Source organism: Rhizobium sp. WSM1274, assembly GCF_025200775.1.
In the GTDB taxonomy this organism is placed as follows: Bacteria; Pseudomonadota; Alphaproteobacteria; order Rhizobiales; family Rhizobiaceae; genus Rhizobium; species Rhizobium leguminosarum_I.
The window spans coordinates 3019837-3032699 of sequence record NZ_CP104138.1; the positions used below are offsets into that span (position 1 = coordinate 3019837).

A 12863-nucleotide genomic window follows, 5' to 3' on the forward strand; every position below is an offset into this window, starting at 1 on the left:
ACCGTTGACAGGCGGCGCTCGCATGAAAGATGGATGCGCCGAACTCCCTGGACCTCTCCAAATGGCTTTTACCGCGGACAATCTTGCAGCAGACGACCGCTTTCTCGCGGCCATCCTTCATTGCGCCGATCAGATGCTCGCCATCTATCGCGAGAGCCCGCGCATCGCCTCGATCTTCGCCGCGCAGCAGCGCTGGCTGATGGCCCATGCCGGCTTCGCGCTTCATTACGGTTATTCCGACGACGGGAAGAGCGGCGGCCTCTATTCCGGCCGCTTCATCGATTTTGCAGTCAGGAACGATATTGCCAGCCGCAACACGGCTGCGGCCTTCATACAGGAAATGCTGGCCTATCGCTTCCTGCGACCGGTTCCCGGTCCCGATAAGCGCACACGCTACCTGGAGCCCACCGAAATCGCCGAGCAGCATTTCGCCCGATGGCTCGTCGCCCATATGATGATCCTCGACGGTCTCGACGGTGGTGAGCGCGCCAATAAGATCACCGCCGATCCCTCGGCGATGATGGCAGCGATCCAGCCGCTGATCGCAAGGGCGATCATCGGGAGTGAGGCGGTCCGCAATCCGGGCGCCACCTTCAACCTCTTCAACTGGGCGAATTCCGGCGGGCTGGTGATGGACTACCTGATCTCGCGCCTTCCCGAATTTCCAAGGACGGCCGACCGCGTCGTACTCGGCCCTCTGTCGCTCAGGGAAATCCGCGAACAGTTCATGATCTCCAACACCCACCTGAAGCGCCTTCTGATGCAGGCGGCGACCATGGAGAGCATTGGCTGGACCGAACCCTCCCGCAAGGGCGACTTCTGGCTGTCGGCCCACTTCATCCGCGAATATTGGAATTATCAGGCGGCGAAATTCGCCATCATCGATGCCGCCGCCGAAGCGGTGCTCGGGCCTGCGGTCCGTGACAAACCGCAGGCAAGACGCGCCATCTGAGGCTTATCCGTTCAACAGTTCCTTGACGGTCGCCGACGCCTTGGCGAAATCCATCTGGCCGGCGTAACGCTCCTTGAGCGCCGCCATCACCTTGCCCATGTCCTTGGCGCCTGCGGCACCCATTTCGGCGATGACCGCCGACACGTTGGCGCGCACTTCGCTGTCCGAAAGCTGCGTCGGCATAAAATCCTGAATGACGGTGATTTCGGCGCGCTCCTTGGCGGCAAGCTCCGGCCGGGAATTCTCCTCGTAGATCTTTGCCGATTCGTCGCGCTGCTTCACCATCTTGGCGAGAATCTGAAGGATCTCGTCGTCGCTCGCCTGCTCCTTGCCGATGCCGCGATTGGCGATATCGCGGTCCTTGACCGCGGCCTGAATCAACCGGACGGTGGACAGCCGCTCCGCATTCTTGGCCTTCATCGCCTCTTTCAGCTGGGTGGCGAGTTGATCGCGCAGCATGGTCTTCACTCCTGTTTTGATGCCGCTTCATAAACCAGGCTGATGCGGGGGATCAAATAAATTGCGCGGTCAGTGCGATAAAGCGCAGGAAAACGGCGGCAATCTCGGCTACAAAGATTGACGCTAAGCGATTGCGTGGCTATTTACCGCCACCTGCACCAAAATTCGTGATCAGGCCTGAAGCGCGCGGCATTGCCGCGTCCACACGCCTGCGAGATCAAAAGGCGGCGAGCCGCGGCAACGCGCCCACCTGCCGGAAACGGGATGAAGATGACCGCGACAGCACCCTGGACAATCGAAAAGCCGACCGCCCTGCTCGTTCTTGCCGACGGCACGGTCATCGAAGGCAAGGGCATCGGCGCCACCGGCAAGGTGCCGGCCGAAGTGGTCTTCAACACCGCGCTGACAGGCTACGAGGAGATCCTGACGGACCCTTCCTATCTCGGCCAGATCGTCACCTTCACCTTCCCGCATATCGGCAATATCGGCACCAATGATGAAGACATCGAGGATCTGACCCCCGCCGCCCGCCATGGCGCCGTCGGCGTCATCTTCAAGGCCGACATCACGGACCCCTCGAACTACCGCGCCGCCAAGCACCTCGACCAATGGCTGAAGGCCCGCGGCGTCATCGGTCTCTGCGGCATCGACACGCGCGCGCTGACCGCTTGGATCCGCGAGAACGGCGCTCCGAACGCGGTGATCGCCCACGACCCGAACGGCGTCTTCGGCATCGAGACGCTGAAGGCCGAAGCCAAAGCCTGGAGCGGCCTCGAAGGTCTCGACCTTGCCAAGATCGCCTCGTCCGGCCAGTCCTCGCAATGGGTCGAAACGCCGTGGGTGTGGAATGAAGGTTACGGTGAACTCAAGGCGACGGACGCGAAATACCACGTCGTCTGCCTGGATTACGGCGTCAAGCGCAACATCCTACGCCTGTTTGCCGGCCTCGGCTGCAAAGTGACGGTCGTGCCGGCCGCAACGAGCGCCGAAGATGTGCTCGCCATGCAGCCGGACGGCATATTCCTGTCGAACGGCCCGGGCGATCCGGCGGCAACCGGCGAATATGCCGTGCCCGTGATCAAGACGCTTATTAAAACCGATATCCCGGTCTTCGGCATCTGCCTCGGCCACCAGATGCTGGGCCTGGCACTCGGCGCGAAGACCGAGAAAATGCATCAGGGCCATCATGGCGCCAACCATCCCGTCAAGGACCATACCACAGGAAAGGTCGAGATCGTCTCGATGAACCACGGCTTCGCGGTAGACTCGAAGTCGCTGCCCGATGGCGTTGAAGAGACTCATATTTCGCTTTTCGACGGCACCAATTGCGGCCTGCGCGTCCTCGGCAAGCAGGTCTTCTCGGTCCAGCACCACCCGGAAGCCTCTCCCGGCCCGCAGGACAGCCACTATCTCTTCCGCCGCTTCATCAACATGGTGCGCGAGAAGAAGGGCGAACCGGCGCTCGCCGAACGCTGATTTCAAGCAACACCGATTTCCGATGGGGCCGCTTAGAGCGCCGCGCGTCTTTTCAGCGCAAAGGACGCTGTAACACTTTGAATTGCTGCATAATTCCTTACATCGATTCCGATTTGAGGAATTATGCAGCGGCCGGGCCTTTTTCTTTATCCGCCTCTTGACCTCAGCTTAACTTGAGGAATTACAGATCTGCCTGCAGACATCTGATGCAGGAGAAAACTGGATGAACGGAGCTTTCTTTCGAGTAGACAAGTTCATCGTGCCGGCGGCGGCGCGAGAAGAATTTCTCGTCAGAGTGATGATGACCCACAAGCTGCTGGAAGCGCAGGACGGTTTCATCGATCACAGGGTGCTGGAGCAGGTCGCCGGTCCGGGCGAATTCAATTTCGTCACGATTGCCGAATGGGAAAATACAGAGGTCGTCGAACGCGCGCGGGCCGCCGTCGCTGCGGCCCACAAGGCCGCCAATTTCGATCCGCAGGAAATGTTTGCGCGTCTCGGCATTCGCGCCGATATCGCCGGCTACAAGCCTGTCGCGGCCTGACCGCAGAGGCGGCCGGCTCAGGCGTGGGCCAGTTCCGCCTCCCGGCGAAGAAGAAGGTAGAAGCGCGCGCAGAGCATGACGGCGGCGGCCGCCAGTCCGACGAGGAAGCCGAACCAGATGCCGATGCCACCGAAACCCAGCGGGAAGGCAAAGGCCCAGGCGAGGAAGAAGCCGATCGGCCAGTAGGCGATCAACGCCATGACCATCGGCACGCGTGCGTCCTTGAGGCCGCGCAGCAATCCATTGGCAATCACCTGCAGCCCGTCGACGAGCTGGAAAAGTCCGGCAACGACGATCAGCGGCCCGGCATAGGCAAGCACCCTAGGCGCCTCGGGCGAGTTGACGTCGAGGAACCAACTGCCGAGGAATTGCGGCATGGTGGCAAAGAGCACGCTGCCGACCGCCGAAATGGCGCAGGCGAGGATGAGCACCGTGATCGAACCGCGCACCAGCCCTTGATAATCGCCCTGCCCATGCGCGACGCCGACGCGCACCGTCGCCGCCTGGCTGAGGCCGAGCGGGATCATGAAGGCGATCGAGGCCCATTGCAGGGCAATGCCGTGAGCGGCGAGCTCGATGGTGCCGATATAGCCCATCAAGAGCGAGGCCACCGTGAACAGGCTGACTTCGGCAAGGATGGTGACGCTGATCGGGAAGCCGAGCCGGATGACCTCCAGCAGCGCATGCCAGTCGGGCTTCCAGAACCGCACGAAGATCTCGTAGCGCCGCGTCTCTTCCCGCCGCTGCACGAAAGCCAGGATGAACAGGAAGCCGGCCGTCTGCACGGCGACCGAAACGATTGCAGCACCTTCGAGCCCCATCGCCGGAAAGCCGAAATGGCCGAGCACGAGCATATAGGCGAAGATCGCGTTCATCATCAGCGTGGCGATGGTGACGTTGAGGATGATGCCCGCCTTGCCGATGGCGCTCACCAGGGCGCGCATGACATTGAAAAGCAGTGCCGGCAACACGCCGAACTGGCCGATCATGATGTAGCCGTGAGCGAGCTTGGCCACCTCGGGCTTCTGCTGTGCGAAGAGAAGGATCTCCTCCGAGTTGAAGAAGGCCGGCTGCATGATGACCCAGTATGCGATCACCACCCACAGACCCATGCGCAGCGACCGGCGCACCGAGACGAGGTCGCCGCGGCCATAGGCCTGTGCCACCATCGGAATGACGGCGATGGCAAAGCCCGAGCCGAAGATCAGGATCGTGAACAGGAACTGTGCCGCAAGCACCATTGCCGCCAGATGCTCGGCGCCGAGGCGGCCGACGATCATCACGTCGGTGGTGTTGATGCCGAGCTGGGCAAGCTGCGCGCCGATCAGCGGAACGCCGAGCGCCAGCGTGGCGCGGAAATGTGCGCCCCAACGATTATCGGTTGTCGGCGCAAGCCTGCGCACGTCGATCGGCGTGTCCATGACACCAGTCCTGTGATTGAAATATGCGTCGCCGCAGCTTGCGGCGAAATACCATCCGGGCTTAGATCAAAGCCCTGCAAAGAACTACCCCAAATGAGGCAGATGATGAAAAATTCATCATCGCATCACCATTTCTGATCAGTCAGCCCGTGGCTTCCAGCGCCTCGGCCGGCTCCCTCACCCGAACCCTTGTGAGGAATACCCCGGCGGCCAGAAGGATGAGCACGGCGGCCGTGAGATACGGCGCGCCGGCAAAAGTGACAGGCGCCTCGGGCCGCGTGAAGTAGGAAAACATCTGCGTGAAGATCAGTGGCCCGACAATGGTGGTGATGCTGCTGAGGCTCGTCAGCGCGCCCTGCAGCTCGCCCTGCGCCGACGGCGGCACCATGCCGGCGGCGATGCTGCGCAGCGGCGGGTCGGCGACGTTTTCGATGACGGTCGCGACGATGACAACGTAAACCACCCAGCCCTCCCAGGCGAAGGCATAGCCGGTCAATCCTGCAGCTGAAAAGCAGAGGCCGAGAAGAGCGGTTTTCCACTCGCCGAGCACCGGCACGATCCGCGGCAGAACCAGCCCCATGACGGTCGCGGCGCCGATGCCGTAAATGCCGAGCGACAGGCCGATCTGTCCCTCGCTCCAACCGTAGCGATAGGTTGAGACGAACGACCAGACCGAGGGATAGACGGCATGCGCCAGGAAGAACAGGAACATGACGAGGCTGACCCAGCCGATGCCGGGATAATGGCGCATCTGGCGCAACGCGCCGAGCGGATTGGCGCGTTTCCATTCGAACCGGCGGCGGTTCTTCGCCTCCAGCGTTTCGGGCAAAAGGAAGCAGGCGGCGATGAAATTGACAAGCGACAGCGCAGCCGCGCCGAGGAATGGCACACGGGGGCCGAATTCGCCGAGGACACCGCCAACGACGGGGCCGATGGTGAAGCCGACGCCGAAGGCGATGCCGATCAGCCCGAAATTCTTCGCCCGGTTCTCCTCCGTGCTGATGTCGGCGATATAGGCCGAGCAGGTGGCGAAGCTGCCGCCGCTGATGCCGGCAAGCACGCGGCCGACGAACAGCATCCAGAAGCTGGTGGCGATGCCGCAGATGAAATTGTCGATCGCGAAGGTCAGCACCGAAAGCAAAAGGATCGGCCGGCGGCCGAAACGGTCGGACAGGTTTCCGAGCAGCGGCGCGAACAGGAATTGCATGCCGGCATAGACGAGCATCAGCCACCCGCCGTCGATCGCCGCATCGCTGACGCTGCCGCCGGTCAGTTGCTCCAGATAGGCGGGCAGCACCGGCATGATGATGGCGATGCCGATAATGTCGAGGAAAAGGATGATGAAGACCAGGAAAAGGCCGCGGCGAACAAATTTCGGGTCAAGCATGAGGCATCTCTACAGCGGTTGGTCCTGAAAAGACGATCTCGTCGCCGAGAAAGTGACATAGCTCAGAAAAGAAACCGAAACAATCCGTGAACATTTCAAAGCTTTTGATAATGCTGTACGGGAATTTATGAGAGATCTCAACCGGAGGGCGCGCGCTGCCGTTCCAGCTTCAGAAAATCGAGAGCCGCCCAGCGGATCGTCGGGCAACGCGTTCTCTTGCAATCGCCGCGACGGCATCCAGATCACAAGAGAGACCGGTCATTGTGCATTCCCCCGCACAGCCTGTTTGATACTCTCCGATTATCGCCCGAATGCGAAAGCGGTAGAACGGCAGCATCGATGACGACGCCCGGCGCGGATATGCGATCGCGCCGCGGCGCAGAAGATGGAGAAGACAATGCAGACCTATCGTTTGGGAAAGACCGGACCCGATGTCTCGGCCATCGGCCTCGGCTGCATGGGCATGTCGGGCATGTACGGCCCGTCCGATCGCGCAGAAAGCATCGCGACGATCCATGCCGCCCTCGATGCCGGCATCAACCTGCTCGACACCGGCGATTTCTACGGCATGGGCCATAACGAAATGCTAATCGGCGAGGCATTGAAGGGCCGCAGGCGCGAAAACGCCGTCATCAGCGTCAAGTTCGGCGGCTTGCGCGATCCCGTCGGCGGCTGGAACGGCATTGACGCCCGCCCGGTCGCGGTGAAGAACTTCCTCAGCTATACGCTGCAGCGCCTCGGCGTCGACTATATCGACATCTATCGTCCTGCCCGCCTCGATCCGAACGTGCCGATCGAAGACACGGTCGGTGCCATCGCCGACATGGTCAAGGCGGGTTATGTCAGGCATATCGGCTTGTCGGAAGTCGGCGCCGATACCATCCGTCGCGCCGCCGCTGTCGCCCCGATCGTCGACCTGCAGATCGAATATTCGCTGATCTCGCGCGGCATTGAGGAGAAGATCCTGCCGACGACACGCGAACTCGGCATCTCGATCACCGCTTACGGCGTGCTCTCGCGCGGCCTGATCAGCGGCCACTGGCAAAAGGGCCACGGTGGGACGGCCGGCGATTTCCGCGCCTACAGCCCGCGCTTCCAGGAAGGCAATATCGAGCAGAACCTCGCTCTGGTGGAGAAGCTGCGTGAGATTGCCGAGGCAAAGAGCGTCTCTGTCGCCCAGATCGCCATCGCCTGGGTTGCCGCCAAGGGCAAGGATATCGTCCCGATCATCGGCGCTCGCCGCCGCGATCGATTGACGGAGGCGCTCGGCTCACGCGCCGTCGATCTTTCACCGCAAGATTTCGCCATCATCGAACGCGCCGTGCCGAAAGATGCGGCCGCGGGTGGGCGTTATCCCGAACACATGCTGCAGCATATGGACAGCGAGAAATAAGGACGGATCGGGAGGGCCGCGATGAGTGTTGTGCCATGCGCCCTTCCTCTCCACTCCTAAATCGGCCCGGAGAACGTATCGCAGGCCGACAACTGGCCGCTGTCGAAGCCACGCTTGAACCATCTGACGCGCTGCTCCGAGGTGCCGTGGTTGAAGCTTTCCGGGACGACGTAACCCTGTGACCGCTTCTGCAGCGTATCGTCGCCGATCTGCTGGGCGGCGTTCAGCGCCTCCTCCAAGTCGCCGGACTCCAGCAGGCCCTTCTGCTGGGTATATTTGCCCCAGATGCCGGCGAAGCAGTCGGCCTGCAGCTCGACGCGCACGGACATCTTGTTGGCCTCGGCCTCGCTCATGCGCTGGCGGGCCTGGTTGAACTTCGGCAGGATGCCGAGCAAGTTCTGCACGTGATGGCCGACCTCGTGGGCAACGACATAGGCCTCGGCAAAATCGCCCGACGCGCCGAACCGGTCGGAAAGCTCCCGGAAGAACTCGGTGTCGAGATAGACCTTGTGGTCGCTCGGGCAGTAGAACGGACCTGTTGCCGCCGATGCCGAGCCGCAGGCCGAAGCCGTCGAGCCCGAGAACAGCACGAGGCGTGGCTCCTCGTAATTCTGGCCCTGCGCCTGGAAAATGCCCTGCCAGGTATCTTCGGTCTCGGCAAGAACGGTGCGCATGAAGGCGGTCATCTCGTCATTGGCAGGCGTGCGCGTGCCGCCGGACTGGCTCTGCTCGTAGCCGGGACCGCTCGTCGTGCCGCCGGTATCGAGCACCTGCATCAGGTCGATACCCATCGCCTTGAAGATAAAATAGATGACGACGAGGAAGATGATCGTGCCGATGCTGAGGCCACCGCCGGCCCGGCGAACGCCGCCGCCGGAGGGGAAATTAAAGCCGCCGCCGCGGCCGAAACCGCCGCCGGTCGGATCGCCACGGCGATCCTCGATATTGTCGGACTGACGCCGGCCTCTCCATTCCATCTTCGCTCTCCCCGGCAATGCCCCTGCTTGCACTCAAGCAATCTATATATCCGTCGGCGGCCGGAATTCCAGCGACTTCATTCGCACCGAAAACAAACGTCTCGGCGGCCTTACTTGTTCGTTGAGCGTGGTTGCGGTGGTCCTTTCTGTCCGGCGCCTTTGTGGGCGATGCCTGGCCACTTTCCCTCCTCTTGGCGCGCCAACTCCTTATCCACTGTCTCCCGCGAGCCTTCTGCCGGTTCTTTGTCTTTAGGATCTACCATCACAGTCTCCAGTTTTTTCTCAGCCGCGAACTTTTACGGGCATGATATTGTTCCCGTAAATCAGCGGGCAGACCCGCATGATTGAACATTTCACCCACGGACGCACCACTGGATCTCTTCCTGTGACAGGATCATGGTTGAGCCGCCGAATCCAGACGGATCGGACTTGAGGAAGCGCCCGACGCCCTCACCAATCCGGCGGGTGACGGCGAAATCCAGGTGCTGGTCGTGTCTGACGAGAAGTAGCCCTTCGCGCCGTGTTGGATTCCTGTCGATTCCGCGATTTATGGGGTTCCGTTTGCAAATACATTTGCCTATAAGCCGCTTCTAGCCTGAAAAGACCCAGCATGCGCGACCCGACCCGGTGATCTCCCACCCTGGCCGGCTTTCTGCGCAGCCAGAAAACGGAAGCACTCATGCCGAAGCGCCAAGATATCAAATCGATCCTCATTATCGGCGCGGGACCGATCGTCATCGGCCAGGCTTGCGAGTTCGACTATTCCGGCACCCAGGCCTGCAAGGCGCTGAAAGAGGAAGGCTACCGCGTCATCCTCGTCAACTCCAACCCGGCGACGATCATGACCGATCCGGGTCTTGCCGACGCCACCTATGTCGAGCCGATCACCCCCGAAGTCGTCGCCAAGATCATCGCCAAGGAGCGCCCGGATGCGCTGCTGCCGACCATGGGCGGCCAGACGGCGCTGAACACCGCGCTTTCGCTGAAGCGCATGGGCGTGCTCGACCGCTACAATGTCGAGATGATCGGCGCCAAGCCCGCCGCCATCGACATGGCCGAGGACCGCGCGCTGTTCCGCGAGGCGATGGCCCGTATCGGGCTGGAAACCCCACGTTCGATGCTGGCGAATGCCACCGACATCAAGGACCTCGACCGCAAGACGCACGAGGCCGAGCGCGTCAAGCTGCGTGAAAGCCTTTCCGGCCCCGCCCTCGACACGGCGCTGGACGAGCTGGAAAACCAGTGGAACCTCGGCGAGAGCGACCGCAAGCAGCGTTACATGAGCCATGCCATGGCGATTGCTGCCCAGGCGATCGATCATGTCGGCCTGCCCGCCATCATCCGCCCTTCCTTCACGCTCGGCGGCACCGGCGGCGGCATCGCCTACAATCGCTCGGAATTCTTCGAGATTGTCGGCGGTGGTCTCGATGCCTCGCCGACCACCGAAGTGCTGGTCGAGGAATCGGTGCTCGGCTGGAAGGAATATGAAATGGAGGTCGTCCGCGACAAGGCGGACAACTGCATCATCATCTGCTCGATCGAAAACATCGACCCGATGGGCGTCCATACCGGCGATTCGATCACCGTCGCGCCGGCGCTGACGCTGACCGACAAGGAATACCAGATCATGCGCAACGCCTCGATCGCGGTGCTACGCGAGATCGGGGTCGAGACCGGCGGCTCGAACGTCCAGTTCGCCGTCAATCCGAAAGACGGCCGTCTCGTCGTCATCGAAATGAACCCGCGCGTCTCGCGCTCGTCGGCGCTCGCCTCCAAGGCCACCGGCTTCCCGATCGCCAAGATCGCCGCCAAGCTCGCGATCGGCTATACGCTCGACGAACTGGAAAACGACATCACCGGCGGCGCAACGCCTGCCTCCTTCGAACCGTCGATCGACTACGTCGTCACCAAGATCCCACGTTTCGCCTTCGAGAAATTCCCCGGCGCCTCGCCGGTGCTGACGACCGCGATGAAGTCGGTCGGCGAAGTCATGGCAATCGGCCGCACCTTCGCCGAATCGCTGCAGAAGGCGCTGCGTGGCTTGGAAACCGGCCTGACCGGCCTCGACGAAATCGAGATCCCCGGCTTTGAAGAGGGCGAATCCAGCCAGAACGCCATCCGCGCTGCAATCGGCACACCGACGCCCGATCGCCTGCGCATGGTCGCCCAGGCGCTGCGCCAGGGCATGAGCGAAGCCGAAGTCCACGAAGGTTGTAAGATCGACCCCTGGTTCATCGCCGAGCTGAAGGCGATCGTCGAGATGGAGGCCCGTATCCGCGAGCAGGGCCTGCCGCAGGATGCCGCCAACCTGCGCATGCTGAAGGCCATGGGCTTTTCCGACGCGCGCCTGGCGACGCTGACCGGCAAGCGCCCGAAGGAAGTCGCCGAATTCCGCAACAGCCTGAACGTCCGCCCCGTCTTCAAGCGCATCGACACCTGTGCGGCCGAATTCGCCTCGCCGACGGCCTACATGTATTCGACCTACGAAACGCCCTTCGTCGGCGCCGCCCGCTCGGAGGCCGAGATTTCCGACCGCAAGAAAGTCGTCATCCTCGGCGGCGGCCCGAACCGCATCGGTCAGGGCATCGAGTTCGACTATTGCTGCTGCCATGCCGCTTTCGCCTTGAAGGATGCGGGTTATGAAGCGATCATGATCAACTGCAACCCGGAAACCGTCTCGACCGACTACGACACGTCGGACCGCCTCTATTTCGAGCCGCTGACGGCCGAAGACGTGATCGAGATCCTGCGGGCAGAACAGGAAAAGGGTGAGGTCGTCGGCGTCATCGTCCAGTTCGGCGGCCAGACGCCGCTGAAGCTTGCCGAGGCGCTGGAAAAGAACGGCATCCCGATCCTCGGTACCGCGCCCGACATGATCGACCTTGCCGAGGACCGCGACCGCTTCCAGAAGCTGCTGATGAAGCTCGACCTCAACCAGCCGAACAACGGCATCGCCTATTCGGTCGAGCAGGCCCGCATGGTCGCCACCGAAATCGGCTTCCCGCTGGTCGTGCGTCCCTCTTACGTGCTCGGCGGCCGCGCCATGCAGATCCTGCATTCGGAAGGCCAGCTGCAGAGCTACCTGCTCGATACCGTGCCTGAACTGGTACCTGAGGATATCAAGCAGCGCTATCCCAACGACAAGACCGGCCAGATCAACACCCTGCTCGGCAAGAACCCGCTGCTCTTCGACAGCTATCTCAGCAACGCCATCGAAGTCGATGTCGACTGCCTCTCAGACGGCACCGACGTCTATGTCGCCGGCATCATGGAACACATCGAGGAAGCCGGCATCCATTCCGGCGACAGCGCCTGCTCGCTGCCGCCGCGCTCGCTGTCGGTCGAACTGCTCGACGAACTCGAACGCCAAGCCAAGGCTATGGCCAAGGCGCTCAATGTCGGCGGCCTGATGAACGTCCAGTTCGCCATCAAGGACGGCACCGTCTACGTTCTCGAAGTCAATCCGCGCGCCTCGCGCACCGTGCCCTTCGTCGCCAAGACCATCGGCGCGCCGATCGCCAAGATCGCCGCCCGCGTCATGGCCGGCGAGAAACTCGACGCCACCTTCGCCGCCTATGGTGAAAAGCCCGATCCGCGCAAGCTGAAGCACATTGCCGTCAAGGAAGCCGTCTTCCCCTTCGCCCGCTTCCCCGGCGTCGACACGCTGCTCGGCCCGGAAATGCGCTCGACCGGCGAAGTCATCGGCCTCGATACCGATTTTGCGCTGGCCTTCGCCAAGTCGCAGCTTGGCGCCGGCGTCGAGCTCCCGCGTGACGGCACGGTCTTCGTCTCCGTGCGCGACGCCGACAAGCCGCGCGTTCTCCCGGCGATTCGCATCCTCGTCGAACAGGGATTCAAGGTGCTGGCGACCGGCGGCACCGCCCGCTTCCTCGCCGAAAACGGCATCACCGCCACCAAGATCAACAAGGTGCTGGAAGGCCGTCCGCACATCGAGGACGCGATCCGCAACCGCCAGGTCCAGCTCGTCATCAACACGACCGATGGCAACAAGGCGATCTCGGACTCCAAGTCGTTGCGCCGTGCGACGCTGATGCAGAAGGTGCCTTATTACACGACGATGGCAGGCGCCGAGGCCGCCGCCCAAGCGATCAAGGCGCTGAAGGCCGGCAATCTGGAAGTGCGGCCGCTGCAAAGCTACTTCGCCTGAGATCGGTCCACAGGCGGGCGCAGCGCGCGCGCCTGCTCCTGTCCCGAATTCGAATGAGAAACAAGGCGCGGCCTTCGCGCTTCGTC

Annotated in this window: 9 protein-coding genes; 5 read left to right on the forward strand and 4 right to left on the reverse strand. The window is 62.2% G+C overall.

Annotated elements, in window-relative coordinates; translation table 11 throughout:
* Positions 1-61 precede the first annotated feature (61 nt).
* Positions 62-952, forward strand: a complete 891-nt coding sequence (locus tag N2600_RS15260) for a hypothetical protein (protein ID WP_260296690.1) — start codon at positions 62-64, stop codon at positions 950-952.
* Between the two features lie 3 nt (positions 953-955).
* Here N2600_RS15260 and N2600_RS15265 read toward each other — a convergent pair whose 3' ends face one another.
* Entirely contained in the window at positions 956-1411 is a 456-nt protein-coding gene (locus N2600_RS15265; protein WP_017965267.1) for a GatB/YqeY domain-containing protein, read from the reverse strand.
* A 270-nt stretch (positions 1412-1681) separates the two neighbouring features.
* Between N2600_RS15265 and carA the strand changes: the two genes are divergently transcribed.
* On the forward strand, positions 1682-2887 hold the full coding sequence (gene carA, locus N2600_RS15270; protein ID WP_260296692.1) for a glutamine-hydrolyzing carbamoyl-phosphate synthase small subunit: 1206 nt from the start codon (positions 1682-1684) through the stop codon (positions 2885-2887).
* A gap of 223 nt (positions 2888-3110) precedes the next feature.
* A complete protein-coding gene (locus N2600_RS15275; protein ID WP_170254874.1) occupies positions 3111-3431 on the forward strand; it encodes an antibiotic biosynthesis monooxygenase family protein in 321 nt (106 codons plus the stop codon).
* A gap of 17 nt (positions 3432-3448) precedes the next feature.
* Here the strand turns inward: N2600_RS15275 and N2600_RS15280 are convergent, their stop codons facing one another.
* Together N2600_RS15280 and N2600_RS15285 are read right to left on the reverse strand one after the other, a co-directional pair.
* Positions 3449-4852 (reverse strand): MATE family efflux transporter, encoded by a 1404-nt coding sequence (locus N2600_RS15280; protein ID WP_260296694.1) that lies wholly within the window; start codon positions 4850-4852, stop codon positions 3449-3451.
* A gap of 142 nt (positions 4853-4994) precedes the next feature.
* Positions 4995-6239, reverse strand: coding sequence for a TCR/Tet family MFS transporter (locus tag N2600_RS15285; protein WP_017965271.1), 1245 nt, complete (start codon positions 6237-6239; stop codon positions 4995-4997).
* Positions 6240-6636: 397 nt separating this feature from the next.
* Here N2600_RS15285 and N2600_RS15290 point away from each other — a divergent pair, with 397 nt between their 5' ends.
* On the forward strand, positions 6637-7632 hold the full coding sequence (locus tag N2600_RS15290; protein ID WP_162116561.1) for an aldo/keto reductase: 996 nt from the start codon (positions 6637-6639) through the stop codon (positions 7630-7632).
* A gap of 56 nt (positions 7633-7688) precedes the next feature.
* On the opposite strand, the gene ypfJ is transcribed toward N2600_RS15290, so the two are convergent.
* Positions 7689-8609: a KPN_02809 family neutral zinc metallopeptidase gene (gene ypfJ, locus N2600_RS15295; RefSeq protein ID WP_017965273.1), complete on the reverse strand. Its 921-nt coding sequence runs from the start codon at positions 8607-8609 to the stop codon at positions 7689-7691.
* 679 nt (positions 8610-9288) lie between these two features.
* On the opposite strand from ypfJ, the gene carB reads away from it, so the two are divergent.
* Positions 9289-12777: a carbamoyl-phosphate synthase large subunit gene (carB, locus tag N2600_RS15300; RefSeq protein ID WP_170262663.1), complete on the forward strand. Its 3489-nt coding sequence runs from the start codon at positions 9289-9291 to the stop codon at positions 12775-12777.
* Positions 12778-12863: the final 86 nt, after the last annotated feature.

Bases quoted from the DNA above. Each gene is read 5' to 3' on its own strand.
- N2600_RS15260 (WP_260296690.1), top strand. From the start codon at position 62: ATGGCTTTTACCGCGGACAATCTTGCAGCAGACGACCGCTTTCTCGCG.
- N2600_RS15265 (WP_017965267.1), bottom strand. From the start codon at position 1,411: ATGCTGCGCGATCAACTCGCCACCCAGCTGAAAGAGGCGATGAAGGCC.
- carA (WP_260296692.1), top strand. From the start codon at position 1,682: ATGACCGCGACAGCACCCTGGACAATCGAAAAGCCGACCGCCCTGCTC.
- N2600_RS15275 (WP_170254874.1), top strand. From the start codon at position 3,111: ATGAACGGAGCTTTCTTTCGAGTAGACAAGTTCATCGTGCCGGCGGCG.
- N2600_RS15280 (WP_260296694.1), bottom strand. From the start codon at position 4,852: ATGGACACGCCGATCGACGTGCGCAGGCTTGCGCCGACAACCGATAAT.
- N2600_RS15285 (WP_017965271.1), bottom strand. From the start codon at position 6,239: ATGCTTGACCCGAAATTTGTTCGCCGCGGCCTTTTCCTGGTCTTCATC.
- N2600_RS15290 (WP_162116561.1), top strand. From the start codon at position 6,637: ATGCAGACCTATCGTTTGGGAAAGACCGGACCCGATGTCTCGGCCATC.
- ypfJ (WP_017965273.1), bottom strand. From the start codon at position 8,609: ATGGAATGGAGAGGCCGGCGTCAGTCCGACAATATCGAGGATCGCCGT.
- carB (WP_170262663.1), top strand. From the start codon at position 9,289: ATGCCGAAGCGCCAAGATATCAAATCGATCCTCATTATCGGCGCGGGA.